The organism is Skermanella sp. (genome assembly GCF_059503625.1).
On record NZ_JCACHA010000621.1, the window covers coordinates 1 to 16,270 of the forward strand.

A 16,270-nucleotide genomic window follows, 5' to 3' on the forward strand; every position below is an offset into this window, starting at 1 on the left:
CCCCGGCGCCGGATTGATGCAGGCATCCGAGAAGGCCCTGAAGGACTACGGTCTGACCGACTACCAGCTGATCTCCGCCAGCGACGCGGCGATGCTGTCGGGCGTCGAGCGCGCCGAGCGCCGCAAGGACTGGATCGTCGCCACCGCCTGGAGCCCGCACTGGATGTTCGCCAAGTCCGAACTTCGGTATCTGGACGATCCCAAGGGCTCGCTCGGCGGGTTGGAAAGCGTCAACAAGCTGGTCCGCAAGGGCTTCTACCAGGAGCAGCCGGAGGCCTACGAATTCCTCGGCCGCATGGTCCTGCCGCTGGCCGACGTCGAGGCGATCATGTTTGAAGCTCAGAACAGCAGCTATGAGAAGGCCGTGGACAACTACATCGCCAAGAACCCGGATCGGATCGAGTATTGGGTGACTGGGCAGATGAAGACGGCGGGCTGATCCACCGTACTCGGTGATGCGGTATTGCTAAGGCAATGCCGCATCATGATTATTGGTGAAGCGGAATATCCGCCAACCGAGGGTCCAAGGTGCTTACCTGCCGGGGAGCGATGCACTGCAATCATAGATTATTAATACACTGACATCGTAGGCTCCATCAGGTTTGAGCACAGTTTCTATGAGTGCGGTGGTATGATGGGCCACAGGTTTCCGGCAACCATGATTAATTTCCGCTGAGAAGCTTCTTTGGATAGAAAATCTTACGCAGATTATATCGTATTTTTCGAATATAATTTATCGCTAATATAATCATTCAGGAGCATGACTCCCAAAAGTGCAAACAAAGCAAATGATGCCCACTGCATGTAGCTTCCCCAGCCGTTAATAATAGTTCCTATTACTGACAGGCAGAAGCCAAACTTTGCCGCACGTATGTCAGCATAAAGCTCTTTTTCCGCCTCAGTTTCTTCGGGAGATTTTGGGTATTTACCTCCATCGATAGTATGTTCACTAACAAAAAGCTCTTTAACTCCCATTCTTAAATAACGTCTCGTGGCAAGTACTGCGCCTATAACAATAATTATGGTGCCAGACCTTTCGACGATGCTCCAGTTACCACTGTCTGCCGATGAAACTGCCGAAAACAGCAGTATTGCAACACTGATAGAAACCAAGTACGGCACTTCGACCACTCTATATATTTTGACATATGTTTTGTAAAATTTCACCGAATCGTCCCCCAATCCATGGTTGTAATATAATAATTTGTCATAGTTTATAATAAATAAGGCCATAAGGTACAATCTTTTTGGCGCACTCTAGCGTGGCTCCCAGTGGCGGGTATAATCCGCCGTTGGAAGGCATCAGGATACTGCCCTTGTAGTATCCTGATGCTGCCTGGATCAGGCGTCAGGGGGAAAATGGGGACAGACCACTATTAATCCATTAACCTCGGCACCTCGCCCGATCCCCCACGCGCTTGCAGGTCTCCACCATGCCCCGTCGACCCCGCCTCAGTCTTGCCGCTATGCCATTTCACCTGATCCAGCGGGGCAACAATCGTAGCGCCAGAAACAATGGGGTCAGAGTGATTAGATGTATTTGGCCGACTAATCATTCCGACCCAATTGTTTCATCAGAGCGCTGGCAGATTCTCGACCAGCTTGTTCGTCGCAAGTCCAACTGCCTCGCCCAGGGGCGGCGCTGCCTCAAGGGTGGTTGCGGTCGAACTGCGGCCTTCGCTGGAAGCCTGCCACAGCAGCTTTCCGGTCTTCGTGTCGAACAGGGAGAACTGGACCGTCACAATTGATATGCCGGCATTTCCACCGTAGACGCCATCTACCTGGACAACCTTCAGAACGGAGCCTTGCAAAATCCCATCGGCTTGGATGGTCGAACCAACCTTCCGCAGGGTCTTCACATCGGGGATGCCGGCCGACGTGTAGGTGGTGAGGAAATCTGACCATGCCTTGCCGAGGTCTGCGTCGTTCAACTTGCTGATGGCTTCGGTAGGGCTGATGATTTCAATGGCGGGGTTCTTGGCAACGATCCTGGGGCCAATTGACTGATTGATCTGCTGGCCCTCGCCAGGGGCAAGGCTGGCGTTGACCACGGGGAAGATGGCAAGAGATTTGATGCTGCCGGGAGCGTAGGACGGTTCCGTGAAGGCGTTGATATTGGCCGACTTGCCAGCGCAGGCGCTGAGCGTAACCGCAGCGAGTAGGCTGATGGCGATTGATCCGATGCGGTTCATGATTATTCCTTCTTGGCGTATGCTTCGCCTATCGGAATAACCTGAATGATTGAAGGCTACGTGAAGCTTGGTGGGTCGTATGGTCGCAGTGGGTGAGGGATCGTTTCGCGCGGCCCCCTTGAATAGTTTACCGGATTTAGTCACTCTGACCCCATTGTTCCCCATTGCCCACATATCTGGTAGAGACACGGAAGACGGCGTTCCACCCGCACGAAGTTTTGTTGGTTTGCAGGAGATGACCATGGGCATCAACGCACGATGCAGCGATGTCAAAACCGATCTGGTCGAGCGCGTGACCCGTAGCCGGGAAGATCTGGAGCGGGATCTGAGGAACCAGGTCCGCCAAGGCCGCCTGTTGGTCATGGACTATCTGATGAAGCACAAGGGCTACAAGCCGGAACACGCGCAGGTCTTGGAACCTAAGTTCCGCAAATCGATCCATGAGGCGGCTGCTTAGCGGCGCCTCCCAAGCGAAAGTCCCGGACGGCTCGCGAAGCAACCGGCTGGCGGGCCATGAACTTCGAGGACATCGAAGCTTCAGCCTGTCCGTCTCCATGCGTGCGCTTAGTCATAAGTCTTGACGACTCATGTGTGGCCCGAATACCCGCAAGACTCGCACATTACGCGCAGTTTCATTGTCGCCGGTATCAGCATCGACTTCGTACATAACCCGATAGCCTCCGACCGGGATCTCACGCACACCGTCATGATCACCAACCGCCCAGCGGCAAGGGGTTCTTTCAAGTTGGCGAATGGACTGGCGAATGGTCCGCAGCTTGTTCCTTGCTGCTTCGCCGGCCCCAGGTTGGAGGAGCCAGCGTTTCGTCGCGTCCAAGTCACGAATGGACGCGGTCGACAAGTCTACCCGGCGAGGCAAGATAGCTCAGCCGCGATGCTTCTGACGATATTGTGGCTCGGGCGGAAGGTGGTGTTCATCGCTATCAAGGCTGTCCAACCACGCGTCGACTTCATTTTCGTCCAAGATCAGACCGTCACGGAATTCCCGGCGTGCCTCTTCAAGCAGCATCCGCTCATGAACCAACCGTTCCTTCCGTTGCGTCGGCGGTTCGTGCGAACCCGACTCATCACTCCGACAGCTTGAGTTCCGCATCTTGTACCTCCTTTCCCAATATACCCTGTTGGAGCAAGCCATACCAGAGATCAAGGGAGCAGAACGAACAACGAAGTCGGCCTGATCAAGCCTGGACAAGCACGACGTCAGCCAGTCGGAAGCGGAACAAGTGTTCTTCAACGATCCTCTGATCATCGCCTTCGACACGAAGGGATCTCGTTGAGATTGGCTAGGGCATGGCAGCCCCTGCCTACTGGCGAAGCGCCTTGAGCTTCGAAGGGGCAGCAATGCGGTGCGGGAAATATAGTGGCGCGCTCCCGTCTATCCCTTGGATCGCGGGAGCGGCGGTGAACCGGACACGTTCAATCCTCCGGACACCCTTGCCGGTTGGGGATCGTTTGATATATCATGCCGATATCAGATATCGGAGTTGCCATGAGAACCCTGGTTGACCTTGGAGAAACGCAGGTCCAGGCGCTTGATGAACTCGCGCATAAGGAAAAGCGGTCTCGGGCGGCGGTCATTCGACAAGCCATTGACGAATATCTGGTCCGGCGTCGCAAGCTTGAAGAACTCGATGCCTTTGGCCTGTGGGGCGAGCGCAAAATCGATGGGCTCGCGTATCAGGAACAGGTGCGCGGCGAATGGTAAAGGCGTTGTTCGATACGAATATCCTGATAGATTACCTCAACGCCATACCGGAAGCTCGTGAGGAACTTAACCGCTATACGGAGCGGGCGATCAGCATCATCACGTGGATGGAAGTGATGGTAGGTGCCGAAGGCCGGCTTGAAGCTCCTACCCGTAGTTTTCTGGATGGCTTCGAAACCATCGGCCTTGATGCGCGGATTGCGGAAAAAGCGGTGGCCCTTCGCCGGGAGCGTCGGATCAAACTGCCGAATGCGGTGATCTGGGCGTCGGCGCAGGTGAACGGTATGCTTCTCGTGACCAGGAACACGAAGGATTTTCCCGCCGGCGATCCCGGTGTCCGCGCTCCTTATGGGACCTCTCATTGAGATGAGCGACGAACGCTATGCCAGTGTGTGGGACGCCATCGAAAACACACCCGGCGAAGCGGAAAAAATGGCTCAAGTCGGGTTTGAGGGTGATGCGCCTCCTGCCTCCAAACTTTTTAGATTTTCCACGGATGGACACGGATTTCACACGGATGAACACGGATAGGATGTGCGTTGGGCGCATCGAATGTCGTGGATGTATCCAAAGTCCAATCTATCCGTGTTCATCCGTGTGAAATCCGTGTCCATCCGTGGAAAACTTGACGCCTCAGCGTGTCAAAAACGCTGATGACCAATGCCTGTTGGCGTCCAGTCAAGATCGCCCCCAAAACCCAACATGAGCCAAAGGAAAAGCAGCAGGTGGGTATCGCGCGGCGGCAGCAGCGTCACGCCTTGCCGCCGAACAATGCTTCGATCTCTTCCCGTCCCATTCGGTCGAAGTCGTCCGGTACGGCGATCTCCCCGGCCGGAAAGCCGATCCGGGGAGTCGGCCCGGCGTCGGCTGCATCGACCGTCGCCACTTTGACCAGCGGTTCGCCTTCGGCCGCCGATCCGATCAGGCGCGACGCCACGGCACGCTCAGTCCTGCAACCACTTCGCCACCTTCGGAAAAGGCGCAAGCCCGTTGGCGCCGGGCGGCTCGAAGAGGCCGAGGCCGCCGGTCATTCCGACCTGGGACAGCGCCATGATGCCGAAATGCGTGCCGCTTTCCACCCAGGTCGCCATGGGATGGGGTTTCATGTCGGAATGGAATTTGTAACTGCCGGGAAAGAAGACGCATTCCGGCGGAAGGCCGAGATCCTTCAAGGCGGCGTAGGACCACGCCTGGGCCATGAACTCGCTCATCTTGATCGACGTCTGTAGCTTGAAATCCTCCGCCGCCTCGGGATCGGCGGCGACCACCGCGTCGAGCGATTCGATGACGTCGTTTCCCAGCCCGGAACGCCAGCGGGACGGCACGATGACGATGTGCCCGGCCTCGTGCAGCACGTCGCCCGAGCCGGCCAGCCGGTCGGGATCGATCAGCATCGTGCCGTTGACGATCTGGATGCCGGGCAGAAACCCGTCCTGCCCGAACGGGCCGGCTTTGAAGGGCATCCCGATGCGGTCGAGGAAATCCAGCATCGGCGGCAGGCACTCGGGATAATACATGGCTGTGGCGGACCTGAGGGGTGGCGGGGCAGTAACGTTCGGAACGTCCGGCATCTCCGGGGGACGGCAGATCAAGTATACATCTTGTGGCCTATGCCTTCCTACCCGTTTTGGGGAGCCACCTTCGGAAAGCGCCTGCAAAGGGCGGTTCCATCACCTTGCATATTTCAAGGTTGTAAAAGCAATAAAATGCATATCCTATAGAAAACATTATTGCGGTGTGTGAAAATTATTCAGCGTAAATAGCGCAAAAATATCGATGGAATGGCAAATATGACGAACGTTCAGTCGACACTCAAGCCCGAGTATGTCCCTCAAGACGGATACAACCAGGAATACAGACAGAACCCGACGACGTCGGATGGCTATATCTATAGCCATGCCGGGGCCGATTTTGACAACTACACCGCCAACATCCAGCCCTACATGCCGCAGAGCCTTACGTTCGGCAGCCAGTGCGATGCGACCAATGTCAACATGGAAGCGACGCCGCCGGGCCATAGCACGGTCCCAGGCGATAGCGTGATCTTCCCCTTCCCCGGCGAGCCGCCAGCCGGCCTGCCCCTCAAGGTCACCGTGCAGGCCGGCAATGTCTTCGTGGACTTGCTGCTGATCGCCCGGACTCTGGAACATACGACGATCTGTCAGTTGCAGAATTCCGACGGTTCCACGTTGACTTGGTCCAAGTGCGAAATCCAGCGGCGAACCATCAGCACGCAGTTCAAGGGCTCGGTACTGAGCGTCGTGGTGGACGACGAAGGCTCGCGCTATGCACTCGTCGCTTCGTTCAGCTCGACCTACGATCCCAACCAGATCGACGGTCTGAAAGATCTGCCCCTGCCGCCCGGCTATACCTATGAAAGCTATCTCCTCGCCGAGGACTTCGTGCTGCGCACCGCCGAGGTCGCTCAGATTCTTGTTTGCGCCGACTTGAATTTTCAGCGGTTTGAAAAGCCGATCCCGGCAAGTTGATCGGGGCTAGTTGATCCCATAAGCCGCTCCAGCGCGACACTTAGGTAAAAAACGCCCCCTTCCCGTCATACCCGGATCAAGTCCCAAAAGCGCTGACTCAGGCGTTCCAGTGCGACGCTCCGCCAATGTTCGGCCACTTTTCCGTCATACCCGGGCTTGATCCGGGTACCTCCTTTCAGGAGGTTAACGGATGGCATCCGGACTTCAGGTTGAAGTCTTCACGTCAGCCTCGGCCATGAGGTACCCGGATCAAGTCCAGATATGACGGAAAGATGGGAGAGGCAGATTAAGTAGCGCCTGTGAGTTGATCCGGGCAATCCGGACTATCGTACCGGCGCGGCACGCAGTAGAAATGGGACTATATTCTTGTGTTGCGCACCCCTTTCGCGTAAAACGGGAGAGCAACATTCCCGTTCGCCGAAAGCCGCTGCCATGCTCTCCGTCTCCCGATCCACCCCGACCGCACCCCCTCCCGCACCCCTGTCCTCCCGCAAGGAACTGTTCTCCCTCCACGTAGCGCGTGGCGCCAGCCTGGCGCAGGCGGCGCGGCTGGCGGGGTATTCGCCTCAGGGCGCGCGGCAGCGGGGCAGCGTTCTGATGGCGGATAGTGACGTTCGGTTACGCGTGGAAACTCTGCGCCACGCCTGGATGTCGGAGCGGCAGGGCAGGGTGGACCGGGCGATCGAGCAACTGGACCGGATCATCGACATGGCGATGGAACTCCAGCGCCCGACCGCTGCCCTCAAGGCGATGGACATGCAACTGAAGCTGACCGGCGTCATCCGCGACAGCCGCGCCGGTCTCTACGCCGACAGTTCCGACGACGACCTGTCCAAGGTGTTCTTCGACCCGAGGGAGGACGAAGACCCCGATTTCAACCCGGATTCCTACCCGGCGCCCGTCCCGGCCGCCGCCGAAAACGAGGCCAAGGGCGAAGACTATATTCCCGAGCCCACTGACCCGGAAGAACCGCCCGAGCCGGAAGAACCCGCTTCCGCCCCCGCCGAAAGCGGCCGAATGATGACATTTGCGGCCTCATACCCCCCGTCAACATCCCAGGCATCGCACTTCCAGGCATCGAACCGCCAACCCCCACGCCGCCGCCGCTTCGCGTCTCTGTCCTGTATCCCGTCGCACATTGCATATCCCGGTCCGGCATCGCCCGGCCCGATGTCGCGGGTTGAGAGATAAATGCCGCATTTGCGGAAGCCGGCCCGCTTGGCCCGTCGCACCATTGCGTTCGGGCGGGACAACAGCCTGGAAGCCGCGGGAGAGCCTTTGAGATGCCGATTATGGTCGCCACCCCAGTTGCAGACAAAGCTACGGAGTCAGCCCCGGACTCCATCGAAAACCTGATCCGGCGCCGCAAACCGGGTTACAGCCTGGAATCGGCTTTTTATACCAGCCCGGAAATCTTTCAGGCCGATCTCGACGTCATCTTCCGGCGGCACTGGATCTATGTCGGCGTCGAGCCGGACGTGCCGGAGCCGGGCGACTGCATCGTGGTCGATATCGACCGGGCCTCCATCATCATCGCCCGCGACGACGACATGGGGCTCCAGGCCTTCCACAACGTCTGCCGCCATCGCGGCGCGCGGCTGGTCCATGACGAAAAGACGACGGTCGGCAACATCGTCTGCCGCTATCACCAGTGGACCTATGGCCTAGACGGCTCGCTGCTGTTCGCCGAGCACATGGGGCCGGGCTTCGACACCGGCTGCCACGGGCTGAAGAAGGTCCACCTGCGGAACGTCGCCGGCCTGATCTTCATCTGTCTGGCCGAAGACCCCCCCGCCGATATCGAAGACATGGCGCGGGCGCTGGAGCCCTACATCGCTCCCCACGACATCGCCAACACCAAGGTCGTCCAGCAGATCGACCTGATCGAGGAAGGCAACTGGAAGCTCACGATGGAGAACAATCGTGAATGCTACCACTGCTCGGTCAACCACCCGGAACTGACGGTCCCGCTGTTTGCCTACGGCTTCGGCTATTCCCCCGACGAGGTGGACGATGTCGGGCGCGAGCAGATCGCCCGCTACGAAAGCCTGGTCTGCGACCTGGAGAACCGCTGCGAAGCCCACGGCATGGCGGCGCGCGAGATCGACCATCTGGACGACTGCGTCACCGGCTACCGCGCCCAGCGCCTGCCGATCGACCAGCACGGCGAATCTCAGACGATGAACACCCAGGTCGCCTGCAAGAAGCTGCTCGGCAACATTGCCGACGCCAAGCTCGGCGGGCTGTCGGTCTGGACCCAGCCGAACTCCTGGCACCATTTCATGAGCGACCATATCGTCACGTTCTCGGTGCTGCCGATCTCGCCGGAAAAGACCCTGCTGCGGACCAAGTGGCTGGTCCACAAGGACGCGGTCGAGGGCATCGACTACGACCTGCGCAACCTGATCTCGGTCTGGGTCGCCACCAACAACCAGGACGGCGAGCTGGTCGGCTACGCCCAGGCGGGCGCCCGCAGCCCGGCCTACGAACCCGGCCCCTATTCGGTCCATACCGAGATGCTGGTCGAGAAATTCACCAATTGGTACATCGGCCGCATGGCCGCTCACCTCGACCAGCGCTGAAGCCGCACGCCGCAGACAGAGTTCGACAGGGAAGGGGACGAGACGGGGTTATGCTGATGATCGATGCGCCGCCTGTAGCGACAGGGATCGTGGAAGACGCCTTCGCCGCCCAGGTGACCCGCGAGCTGGCGGGCTGGGATGCCGAAACCGACGACGTGCTGGTCTGCCGTCTGGTCCGTGACGAGACCCACGACGTCAAGACCTTCGTCTTCTCCGCCCGCGAGCCCCGGCTGTTCCGCTACAAGCCCGGCCAGTTTCTGACCCTGGACCTTCCGATCGGCGGACAGGTCGTCAACCGCTGCTACACGATCTCCTCGGCCCCGACGCGCGGCCACCTGATCTCGATCACGGTCAAGCGGGTGCCGGGCGGCATCGTGTCCAACTGGCTGCACGACACCGTGAAGCCGGGCTACGAACTGCGGGCGGTCGGGCCGCTGGGCGACTTCACCGCCTTCGACCATCAAGCGCCCAAGTATCTGTTCCTGTCCGGCGGCAGCGGCATCACGCCGCTGATGTCGATGGCACGCACCTACCACGATCTGGCGCAGGACCGGGACATCACCTTCGTCCACTCCGCCCGCAGCCCCGCCGACATCATCTTCCGGTCCGAACTGGACCTGATGGCCCGCAATCTGCCCCGTTTCTCCGTCGCCCATGTCTGCGAGACGACCGAGGGCGAGCGCAACTGGAGCGGATTCCGGGGCCGGTTGAACCTGCCGATGCTCAAGCTGATCGCCCCCGACCTGATGGAGCGGACGGTCTTCACCTGCGGACCGGAACCCTACATGGCCGCCGTCCGCGCCATGCTGCGCGAGGCCGGCTTCGACATGGCCCGCTACCACGAGGAAAGCTTCAACTTCGAGACGCTGGCCGAAAGCCAGCCGGACGCGGCCGCCGCCTCCGCCACCGTGCCGGTGCCTCCGCCCGTTCCGGAAACCCGGACCTACCGTGTCGAGTTCGCCAAGTCGGGCCGCGTGGTCGAATGCGCCGCCGACACCAACATCCTGACCGCCGCCCGCGCTGCGGGCATGCGCCTGCCGTCATCCTGCACCAAGGGCCTGTGCGGCACCTGCAAGAGCAAGCTGGTCTCGGGAACGGTGGACATGAAACACGCCGGCGGCATCCGCCAGCGCGAGATCGACGCCGGTCAGGCGCTGCTGTGCTGCTCCAAGCCGACCAGCGACATCGTGGTGGACCGGTAGTGGTGGACCGATAGTGGTGAACCGGCCAGTACCCTCAGACCTTGATATCGACCTTGCCGCCACGGCTCCGCAGGCCGCTGTTGGAAATCTCGAACGACGAACTCATCAGTTGCAGCGTCTGGTTCTGCCGCTGCTCGTTCTTATCGACCACTTCGTTCGTCACGGCGTTCTGGGATTGAACGCGCGACTGATAGCTGGCCCTGACCGGACCCATCGCCTTGTTGATATCCGCCAGTCCCATGGACATGATCAGATGCCCTCCATCCCGTCCGTTCAGAGCCGCGTGTCGTTCGAGACCTTAATTTAGCATAAATCCGCATCGGGTGCGACTGCGACATTCCATCAGGTTGACTTTGCCTCCAGAAGACCGTATTTCCGCAGGTATCCTCGGAACTGATGGTATCTCAGGCCAAGGTCATCGGCGGCGCGTTTCTGGTTGAACTGGTTGCGTTCCAGCGCCGCGCTGATAAGGCCGGTTTCGAACTTTCTGACTTGCTCGATAAAATCGCCCGCCGGGGTTTCCACGGCGGGTTTTTGCCGTTCGGGGTGCGTCACACCCGATTCGGACAGGGCAACCGGCCGCCAGGGCGAGGCGAAGGGGTCGAGCACGATGGTGTCGACCGGACGTTCCGGCCGCTCCGCCCGATAGACGGCGCGTTCGACCACGTTCTTCAGCTCGCGCACGTTGCCGGGCCAGTTATGGGCCAGCAGCCGGGCCATCGACCGCTCGGTGAAGCCGGGAAAGTAGGATCGTTGCAGCTCGCGCGCCATCGCGACGCCGAAGTGCTCGGCCAGGACGGGGATGTCCTCGGGCCGCGCTCTTAGCGGCGGGATCGTGATGACGTCGAAGCTCAGGCGGTCGAGCAGGTCGGCGCGGAACTTGCCGGTTCGTGCCAGCGCCGGCAGGTCGGCGTTGGTGGCCCCGATCAGCCGCACGTCGGTCGCCAGCGTCTGGTTGCCGCCGACCCGTTCGAACTCGCCGTACTCGATCACGCGCAGCATCTTCTCCTGCACGGCGGGGGTGGCGTTGGCGATCTCGTCCAGGAACAGCGTACCGTCGTCGGCCAGCTCGAACCGCCCGACATGGCGCCGGACCGCGCCGGTGAACGCGCCGGCCTCGTGGCCGAACAGCTCGCTCTCCAGCAGGCTCTCCGCCAGGGCGCCGCAGTTGAGCTTGACGAAGGACCGGTCCCAGCGGCGGGACAGGTAGTGAAGCCGTGCCGCCACCAGCTCCTTGCCGGTGCCGCGCTCGCCGATCACCAGCGTCGGCTTGTTCAGCGGCGCCGCCTTGGAGACGTGTTCGAGCATGGCCTGGAAGGCCGGAGACTCGCCGATCAGAGCGGGAAGGTCGGGGGAGGGTTTGGTCATCTGGTCAAATCCGCCACTGAATGGCGAGATTCGCCACCTCATGGCGAGGATAGTTAGGAGGTCTGGGTGGCGGTATCAAGGCCGATGAACAAAACTACGCAATATCAACATGTTATGAATTTTTTGCCGGTTGGCACGCGGGCTGCAATAGATATCCGCGAACACCATGACCGTTCCCTTTGGAGACTGCCATGCAGGACTACCCGCGCTACCGCAGCCGTTACCGGGCCTCGGACCGTCCGACCCGCACGACAGGCGAGCGCTTCCTCGACTATCTGCGCACCCGCTCGACAGAGACCTGGGTGTTCTTCGCCGCCGGCGTGGTTCTCGGCGCCTTCGTCGGCTGACGAAAACCACTCCACCCAACCATACGAGAAAGACTGAAGGGATTCAGACCATCATGGGCATCTTTTCGCGCCTCACCGACATCGTCAACTCCAACCTCAACTCGATCCTGGACCGCGCCGAGGACCCGGAGAAGCTGATCCGCCTCGTCATCCAGGAGATGGAGGACACGCTGGTCGAGGTCCGCTCCAGCACCGTCCGCACCATCGCCGAGCGGAAGGAGATCGAGCGCAAGTTGAGCCAGCTCAACCGCGACCTGGAAGAATGGCAGCGCAAGGCCGAGTTGGCCCTGTCGCGGGACCGCGAGGACCTCGCCAAGGGCGCGCTGGTCGCCAAGTCCAAGATCGCCGAACAGATCGACGTGCTGCAACACCAGCTCGCCCATATCGAGGAGGCGCTGGCCAAGAGCAGCGAGGACATCAGCCGGCTTCAGGAGAAGCTGACCGACGCCAAGAAGCGCGAGAAGGCGATCGTGCTGCGCCACAAGTCGGCGGCCAGCCGGCTGAAGGTCAACACCCAGATCCACGACGACCGCATCAACGACGCGTTCGCCCGGTTCGAGCAGGTGGAACGCAACCTCGACGAGCTGGAAGGCCGTGCCGAGTCGATGGACATCGGGCGCAAGCGGACGCTGGCGGAGGAGTTCTCCGACTTCGAGGCGTCGACCAAGGTCGAGCAGGAGTTGGCCGACCTCAAGGCCCGCATGCACAACTCCAAGCCGATGGCGGGCTAAGCCATGAGCGGAGCCTCATTCGTCCTGGCGGTGCTGTTCCTGACAATCGTGGCGCCGCTCTGGATCATCTTCCACTACGTCACCAAGTGGCGGTCGGCCCGTGGCCTATCCGCCGAGGATGAACGCATGCTGGCCGACCTTTGGGAAAGCGCCGGCAGGATGGAGAACCGGATCGGAAGCCTGGAGAAGATCCTGGACTCCGAAGCTCCGGGATGGAGGACGCGTCAATGAACTGGTCCGGATCGCCCTTCACGTCGCCCAACCCGCACCAGCTCTACCGCGACAAGGACAACGGCAAGCTGCTGGGAGTCTGCGCCGGGTTGGCCGACTATCTCGGGGTGGACGTCATGTTCGTCCGCATCGGGACGGTGCTGGGCGGCGTGTTCTTCACGATGCCGGTCGTGGGCGCGTACCTGCTCGCGGCGCTGGTCCTCAAGACCAAGCCGCCCAGGGCCTATGCCAGCCGCGAGGAAGAAGACTTCTGGCGCACCGTCGCGACCAAGCCGGACGTGACGGTAGCCGGGCTCAGGCAGAAGTTCCGTGACGTGGAACGACGGCTGGCCGGGATGGAGACCTACGTCTCCTCCAAGGAGTTCGAACTGAACCGCGCCATCAACGATCTCGACCGTTGACGCTGTGCCGGTACCGGTTCGTTCGGTGTGCAGGCGGCTTCGGCCCGGACGGTTGTCCGGGTCGGAGTCGTCTGCGCGTCAGATCAGCGACGCTGACCCCGACGGTTGGAACGTACCCGGACCGGGATCGGCTCGGGTTGGGCCGAGCTTGCGATTGCATAGCAACCGGCAACGGCGACAGAGGCGACCAAAGCTATCAAAGCGATTTCCATGTATCCTCTCCTTCGTTGCTATTTAGATTGGTGCAACAGGGCGGCCGTTGGTAGGGGTAAAATGAAGCCCTATGCCGTTTTTGTGACTCGGTAGAAGTTGCCTTCTTTTTGATCCGGTTCTCTTTACGGTAATTTAACCAGATATTACGCTTCACCTGCCGCCGGCGCCGATCGTTGCTGCTCTGTCAGGCAAACATCGCGGCCCCTCCCAAGGTTCCGTCAGGCCGCGCGCATGTCGTTGATAAAGCTTTCCGGAAGGCCCGATGCCGGATCACTCCTGAGCGTTTCTGGAAGGCCGACTGTCATGAACACCCTGCTCAAAGCCTACGGCGTCGTCCGCTCGGCATTGATCTACCGGGCCAACCCGCTGAAATGGCGGCGCTCCCGGCGCTTCTATGGGCAGTTCGTCGGGCCGGGCGACCTAGCGTTCGATATCGGGGCGCATCTGGGAGACCGGGTTCAGGCCTGGACCGTTCTGGGTGCCCGAGTCGTCGCGGTCGAGCCGCAGCCGCACCTGATGGCGGTGCTGCGGCGGCTCTATGGGCACAGCCCTGATGTGGCATTGGTGCAAGGGGCGGTCGGCGCGGAGGCGGGAACGGCGGAGTTGCTGATCAACCGGCGCAATCCGACGCTTTCGACCCTGTCGGCGGAGTGGGCGGCGACCGTCGCGGCGTCGCCGCGCTTTCCCGGCGAGCGCTGGGACGAGCGGGTCGAGGTCGAGGTCACGACGCTGGATGCCTTGATCAAGGCGCATGGCCTACCGCGCTTCTGCAAGATCGACGTGGAGGGCTTCGAGGAGTCTGTGCTGGCGGGACTGTCCCAGCCGTTGCCCTGCCTGTCGTTCGAGTTCATTTCCGAAACCGGCGACCGCACGCTGGCTTGCCTGGACCGGCTGGAGGCGTTGGGGACGTACAGGTTTAATGTGGCGCTGGGAGAAGCCCGGCACCTGCTGTTCGATGGCTGGTGCGGCCGGGACGATCTGGTGACGTGGCTGGAGGGGCGCGGGGCGGAGGAAGGTTCCGGCGACATCTATGCTCGCCATGTTCCTTTTCGATCATTCTGAGTGAAAAAATTTTCGAATCAGAACAATCCGAACTCTAAATTTTCGTTTGCAAAAGCCCGACATCTCCGCATACCCTTTGTTCGATAATAAAACGAACCCGCCCATAAGGGCCGGGCGATTTGGGGAGGTCGGCTTGCGTTTCTGCGGGGATGGCTACGATTCCGGTGTCTGCCCATGACGCTGGTGCTGGACCGGATTTCCCGTGTCGTCGGCGGTGAAGCCCACCTGCACGAGTTGTCGCTGACGCTTGAGCCGGGCTCGCTGAACGTTCTGTTCGGGCCGACGCTGGCCGGCAAGACTTCGCTGATGCGGGTGATGGCGGGGCTGGACCGGCCGTCCGCCGGGCGGGTGCTCTGGGACGGCAAGGACGTGACGGGAGTCTCGGTGCGCCGCCGTCAGGTCGCGATGGTCTACCAGCAGTTCGTCAACTATCCCTCCTTCACCGTCTACGACAACATCGCCTCCCCCTTGAAGCTGGCCGGACTGCCCAAGGCCGAGATCGACCGCAAGGTGCGGGAAGCGGCAGGCATCATGCACATCGACGGCCTGCTGAAGCGCCTGCCGGCGGAACTGAGCGGCGGCCAGCAGCAGCGGACCGCGATAGCGCGGGCGCTGGTCAAGGAAGCGGGGCTGCTGCTGCTCGACGAACCGCTGGTCAACCTGGACTACAAGCTGCGCGAGGAGTTGCGCTCCGAGATGCGCGAGATCTTCAAGCGGCACCGGTCCATCGTCGTCTATGCCACGACCGAACCGCTGGAAGCCCTGATGCTGGGCGGCACCATCACGGTGCTCCATGAGGGCAGGGTGCTTCAGAGCGGCCCGACCGTTCAGGTCTACCACAACCCGTCGAGCCTGCGGGTCGGGCAGGTGTTCAGCGATCCGCCGCTCAATCAGGTGGATGGAGTGGTGGACGGGTCCGGCGTGCTGCTGGCGGACGGCATCCGGGTCCCCGCCGCCGGCCATCTGGCCGACTTGGCCCATGGCCGCTACCGCTTCGGCATCAGGGCGAACCACCTGTCGGTGTTCCGCGCCCATGACGACGACATCCCGGTGCCGGGTACGGTGGAACTGGCGGAGATCAGCGGGTCGGAAACCTTCATCCATGTCCATGGTCCGGGCATCGCCTGGGTCGTCCAGCAGGACGGCGTCCATACGCTGAGGATCGGCGAGCCGGTCACGGCCTATGTCAACGCGCGCCGGCTGTTCGCCTTCGGCGCCGATGGCGGGCTGGTGGCGGCCCCGCCGCGCCCGCGTCTCGGCATGGCGGCGGAGTAGGAGAGGGCCATGGCAAGGATCGAACTGCGCGGGCTCGCCCATTCCTACAGCGCCCATCCCAAGGGCGATGCCGACTACGCGCTGAAGCGCATGGACCACGTCTGGCACGACGGCGGCGCCTATGCCCTGCTGGGACCGAGCGGCTGCGGCAAGACCACGCTGCTGAACATCATCTCCGGCCTGCTGATCCCCAGCGAGGGGCAGGTGCTGTTCGACGGCCTGGACGTCACCCGCCTGCCGCCGCAGCAGCGCAACATTGCCCAGGTGTTCCAGTTCCCGGTGATCTACGACACCATGTCGGTGTTCGACAACTTGGCGTTTCCCTTGCGCAACCGCCGGGTGGCGGAGACGGAGGTCCGCGCGCGGGTCGAGGAAGTCGCCGACATGCTGGAACTGACCGGCGAGCTTGGCCGCAGGGCGCGCGGGCTGACGGCGGATGCCAAGCAGAAGATAT

At 61.2% G+C, this 16,270-nt stretch carries 24 protein-coding genes; 16 read left to right on the forward strand and 8 right to left on the reverse strand.

Annotation, left to right across the window (positions count from 1 at the left end):
* Positions 1-439, forward strand: a 439-nt coding sequence (locus tag AC5JJ6_RS17710) for a glycine betaine ABC transporter substrate-binding protein (protein WP_496043321.1), incomplete at its 5' end; no start/stop codon positions are given.
* 269 nt (positions 440-708) lie between these two features.
* Here the strand turns inward: AC5JJ6_RS17710 and AC5JJ6_RS17715 are convergent.
* Both AC5JJ6_RS17715 and AC5JJ6_RS17720 read right to left on the reverse strand, forming a co-directional pair.
* Complete coding sequence (locus AC5JJ6_RS17715; protein ID WP_496043322.1) at positions 709-1,167, reverse strand: hypothetical protein; 459 nt, start codon at positions 1,165-1,167, stop codon at positions 709-711.
* 407 nt (positions 1,168-1,574) lie between these two features.
* A complete protein-coding gene (locus AC5JJ6_RS17720; protein WP_496043323.1) occupies positions 1,575-2,192 on the reverse strand; it encodes a hypothetical protein in 618 nt (205 codons plus the stop codon).
* A gap of 235 nt (positions 2,193-2,427) precedes the next feature.
* On the opposite strand from AC5JJ6_RS17720, the gene AC5JJ6_RS17725 reads away from it, so the two are divergent.
* Complete coding sequence (locus AC5JJ6_RS17725) at positions 2,428-2,649, forward strand: hypothetical protein (RefSeq protein ID WP_496043324.1); 222 nt, start codon at positions 2,428-2,430, stop codon at positions 2,647-2,649.
* Between the two features lie 111 nt (positions 2,650-2,760).
* Here AC5JJ6_RS17725 and AC5JJ6_RS17730 read toward each other — a convergent pair whose 3' ends face one another.
* Both AC5JJ6_RS17730 and AC5JJ6_RS17735 read right to left on the reverse strand, forming a co-directional pair.
* Complete coding sequence (locus AC5JJ6_RS17730) at positions 2,761-3,069, reverse strand: type II toxin-antitoxin system RelE/ParE family toxin (protein WP_496043325.1); 309 nt, start codon at positions 3,067-3,069, stop codon at positions 2,761-2,763.
* Positions 3,070-3,075: 6 nt separating this feature from the next.
* The gene (locus tag AC5JJ6_RS17735; RefSeq protein WP_496043326.1) at positions 3,076-3,303 is read right to left on the reverse strand and encodes a hypothetical protein; all 228 of its coding nucleotides are present in this window, start codon (positions 3,301-3,303) and stop codon (positions 3,076-3,078) included.
* A gap of 396 nt (positions 3,304-3,699) precedes the next feature.
* Here AC5JJ6_RS17735 and AC5JJ6_RS17740 point away from each other — a divergent pair, with 396 nt between their 5' ends.
* Genes AC5JJ6_RS17740 through AC5JJ6_RS17750 form a run of 3 tightly spaced genes read left to right on the forward strand, consistent with a single transcriptional unit; the run spans position 3,700 to position 4,446 of the window.
* Positions 3,700-3,915 carry a ribbon-helix-helix domain-containing protein gene (locus AC5JJ6_RS17740; RefSeq protein ID WP_496043327.1) on the forward strand — a complete coding sequence of 72 codons (216 nt, stop codon included), beginning with the start codon at positions 3,700-3,702 and terminating at the stop codon, positions 3,913-3,915.
* Entirely contained in the window at positions 3,909-4,280 is a 372-nt protein-coding gene (locus AC5JJ6_RS17745) for a type II toxin-antitoxin system VapC family toxin (protein WP_496043328.1), read from the forward strand. Before AC5JJ6_RS17740 ends, AC5JJ6_RS17745 begins: the two co-directional genes overlap by 7 nt.
* A gap of 1 nt (position 4,281) precedes the next feature.
* Complete coding sequence (locus tag AC5JJ6_RS17750) at positions 4,282-4,446, forward strand: hypothetical protein (protein ID WP_496043329.1); 165 nt, start codon at positions 4,282-4,284, stop codon at positions 4,444-4,446.
* A 220-nt stretch (positions 4,447-4,666) separates the two neighbouring features.
* Here the strand turns inward: AC5JJ6_RS17750 and AC5JJ6_RS17755 are convergent, their stop codons facing one another.
* Both AC5JJ6_RS17755 and AC5JJ6_RS17760 read right to left on the reverse strand, forming a co-directional pair.
* On the reverse strand, positions 4,667-4,852 hold the full coding sequence (locus AC5JJ6_RS17755) for a hypothetical protein (RefSeq protein WP_496043330.1): 186 nt from the start codon (positions 4,850-4,852) through the stop codon (positions 4,667-4,669).
* A gap of 7 nt (positions 4,853-4,859) precedes the next feature.
* Positions 4,860-5,432: a hypothetical protein gene (locus AC5JJ6_RS17760; protein ID WP_496043331.1), complete on the reverse strand. Its 573-nt coding sequence runs from the start codon at positions 5,430-5,432 to the stop codon at positions 4,860-4,862.
* 273 nt (positions 5,433-5,705) lie between these two features.
* Between AC5JJ6_RS17760 and AC5JJ6_RS17765 the strand changes: the two genes are divergently transcribed.
* The 4 genes from AC5JJ6_RS17765 to AC5JJ6_RS17780 all read left to right on the forward strand — a co-directional run bounded on the left by AC5JJ6_RS17765 (position 5,706) and on the right by AC5JJ6_RS17780 (position 10,188).
* Positions 5,706-6,404, forward strand: coding sequence for a hypothetical protein (locus AC5JJ6_RS17765; protein WP_496043332.1), 699 nt, complete (start codon positions 5,706-5,708; stop codon positions 6,402-6,404).
* Positions 6,405-6,836: 432 nt separating this feature from the next.
* Positions 6,837-7,595 (forward strand): terminase small subunit, encoded by a 759-nt coding sequence (locus tag AC5JJ6_RS17770; RefSeq protein WP_496043333.1) that lies wholly within the window; start codon positions 6,837-6,839, stop codon positions 7,593-7,595.
* A 92-nt stretch (positions 7,596-7,687) separates the two neighbouring features.
* Positions 7,688-8,986: an aromatic ring-hydroxylating oxygenase subunit alpha gene (locus tag AC5JJ6_RS17775; RefSeq protein ID WP_496043334.1), complete on the forward strand. Its 1,299-nt coding sequence runs from the start codon at positions 7,688-7,690 to the stop codon at positions 8,984-8,986.
* Between the two features lie 50 nt (positions 8,987-9,036).
* On the forward strand, positions 9,037-10,188 hold the full coding sequence (locus tag AC5JJ6_RS17780) for an FAD-binding oxidoreductase (RefSeq protein ID WP_496043335.1): 1,152 nt from the start codon (positions 9,037-9,039) through the stop codon (positions 10,186-10,188).
* A gap of 34 nt (positions 10,189-10,222) precedes the next feature.
* On the opposite strand, the gene AC5JJ6_RS17785 is transcribed toward AC5JJ6_RS17780, so the two are convergent.
* Both AC5JJ6_RS17785 and pspF read right to left on the reverse strand, forming a co-directional pair.
* Entirely contained in the window at positions 10,223-10,435 is a 213-nt protein-coding gene (locus tag AC5JJ6_RS17785; RefSeq protein WP_496043336.1) for a hypothetical protein, read from the reverse strand.
* A 95-nt stretch (positions 10,436-10,530) separates the two neighbouring features.
* On the reverse strand, positions 10,531-11,556 hold the full coding sequence (gene pspF, locus AC5JJ6_RS17790) for a phage shock protein operon transcriptional activator (RefSeq protein WP_496043337.1): 1,026 nt from the start codon (positions 11,554-11,556) through the stop codon (positions 10,531-10,533).
* A gap of 191 nt (positions 11,557-11,747) precedes the next feature.
* On the opposite strand from pspF, the gene AC5JJ6_RS17795 reads away from it, so the two are divergent.
* The 7 genes from AC5JJ6_RS17795 to AC5JJ6_RS17825 form a co-directional block, all read left to right on the forward strand.
* Positions 11,748-11,903: a hypothetical protein gene (locus AC5JJ6_RS17795; RefSeq protein WP_157599369.1), complete on the forward strand. Its 156-nt coding sequence runs from the start codon at positions 11,748-11,750 to the stop codon at positions 11,901-11,903.
* Between the two features lie 53 nt (positions 11,904-11,956).
* Positions 11,957-12,634: a phage shock protein PspA gene (pspA, locus tag AC5JJ6_RS17800; RefSeq protein ID WP_496043338.1), complete on the forward strand. Its 678-nt coding sequence runs from the start codon at positions 11,957-11,959 to the stop codon at positions 12,632-12,634.
* A gap of 3 nt (positions 12,635-12,637) precedes the next feature.
* Complete coding sequence (gene pspB, locus AC5JJ6_RS17805; RefSeq protein ID WP_044433884.1) at positions 12,638-12,865, forward strand: envelope stress response membrane protein PspB; 228 nt, start codon at positions 12,638-12,640, stop codon at positions 12,863-12,865.
* Positions 12,862-13,266, forward strand: coding sequence for an envelope stress response membrane protein PspC (gene pspC / locus AC5JJ6_RS17810; protein WP_496043339.1), 405 nt, complete (start codon positions 12,862-12,864; stop codon positions 13,264-13,266). The genes pspB and pspC overlap by 4 nt, the downstream gene beginning before the upstream one ends.
* 516 nt (positions 13,267-13,782) lie before the next feature.
* Positions 13,783-14,541, forward strand: coding sequence for an FkbM family methyltransferase (locus AC5JJ6_RS17815; RefSeq protein ID WP_496043340.1), 759 nt, complete (start codon positions 13,783-13,785; stop codon positions 14,539-14,541).
* Positions 14,542-14,715: 174 nt separating this feature from the next.
* Positions 14,716-15,816 (forward strand): ABC transporter ATP-binding protein, encoded by a 1,101-nt coding sequence (locus AC5JJ6_RS17820; protein ID WP_496043341.1) that lies wholly within the window; start codon positions 14,716-14,718, stop codon positions 15,814-15,816.
* 9 nt (positions 15,817-15,825) lie between these two features.
* Positions 15,826-16,270, forward strand: a 445-nt coding sequence (locus AC5JJ6_RS17825; RefSeq protein ID WP_496043342.1) for an ATP-binding cassette domain-containing protein, incomplete at its 3' end; no start/stop codon positions are given.

Excerpts from the sequence above, each read along its gene's own strand:
- AC5JJ6_RS17785 (WP_496043336.1), bottom strand. The coding sequence starts at position 10,435 with ATGTCCATGGGACTGGCGGATATCAACAAGGCGATGGGTCCGGTCAGG.
- AC5JJ6_RS17780 (WP_496043335.1), top strand. The coding sequence starts at position 9,037 with ATGCTGATGATCGATGCGCCGCCTGTAGCGACAGGGATCGTGGAAGAC.
- AC5JJ6_RS17765 (WP_496043332.1), top strand. The coding sequence starts at position 5,706 with ATGACGAACGTTCAGTCGACACTCAAGCCCGAGTATGTCCCTCAAGAC.
- AC5JJ6_RS17745 (WP_496043328.1), top strand. The coding sequence starts at position 3,909 with ATGGTAAAGGCGTTGTTCGATACGAATATCCTGATAGATTACCTCAAC.
- AC5JJ6_RS17735 (WP_496043326.1), bottom strand. The coding sequence starts at position 3,303 with ATGCGGAACTCAAGCTGTCGGAGTGATGAGTCGGGTTCGCACGAACCG.
- AC5JJ6_RS17775 (WP_496043334.1), top strand. The coding sequence starts at position 7,688 with ATGCCGATTATGGTCGCCACCCCAGTTGCAGACAAAGCTACGGAGTCA.
- pspA (WP_496043338.1), top strand. The coding sequence starts at position 11,957 with ATGGGCATCTTTTCGCGCCTCACCGACATCGTCAACTCCAACCTCAAC.
- AC5JJ6_RS17725 (WP_496043324.1), top strand. The coding sequence starts at position 2,428 with ATGACCATGGGCATCAACGCACGATGCAGCGATGTCAAAACCGATCTG.
- AC5JJ6_RS17760 (WP_496043331.1), bottom strand. The coding sequence starts at position 5,432 with ATGTATTATCCCGAGTGCCTGCCGCCGATGCTGGATTTCCTCGACCGC.
- AC5JJ6_RS17720 (WP_496043323.1), bottom strand. The coding sequence starts at position 2,192 with ATGAACCGCATCGGATCAATCGCCATCAGCCTACTCGCTGCGGTTACG.
- AC5JJ6_RS17770 (WP_496043333.1), top strand. The coding sequence starts at position 6,837 with ATGCTCTCCGTCTCCCGATCCACCCCGACCGCACCCCCTCCCGCACCC.
- pspB (WP_044433884.1), top strand. The coding sequence starts at position 12,638 with ATGAGCGGAGCCTCATTCGTCCTGGCGGTGCTGTTCCTGACAATCGTG.
- AC5JJ6_RS17795 (WP_157599369.1), top strand. The coding sequence starts at position 11,748 with ATGCAGGACTACCCGCGCTACCGCAGCCGTTACCGGGCCTCGGACCGT.
- AC5JJ6_RS17750 (WP_496043329.1), top strand. The coding sequence starts at position 4,282 with ATGAGCGACGAACGCTATGCCAGTGTGTGGGACGCCATCGAAAACACA.
- pspF (WP_496043337.1), bottom strand. The coding sequence starts at position 11,556 with ATGACCAAACCCTCCCCCGACCTTCCCGCTCTGATCGGCGAGTCTCCG.
- AC5JJ6_RS17740 (WP_496043327.1), top strand. The coding sequence starts at position 3,700 with ATGAGAACCCTGGTTGACCTTGGAGAAACGCAGGTCCAGGCGCTTGAT.
- AC5JJ6_RS17815 (WP_496043340.1), top strand. The coding sequence starts at position 13,783 with ATGAACACCCTGCTCAAAGCCTACGGCGTCGTCCGCTCGGCATTGATC.
- pspC (WP_496043339.1), top strand. The coding sequence starts at position 12,862 with ATGAACTGGTCCGGATCGCCCTTCACGTCGCCCAACCCGCACCAGCTC.
- AC5JJ6_RS17820 (WP_496043341.1), top strand. The coding sequence starts at position 14,716 with ATGACGCTGGTGCTGGACCGGATTTCCCGTGTCGTCGGCGGTGAAGCC.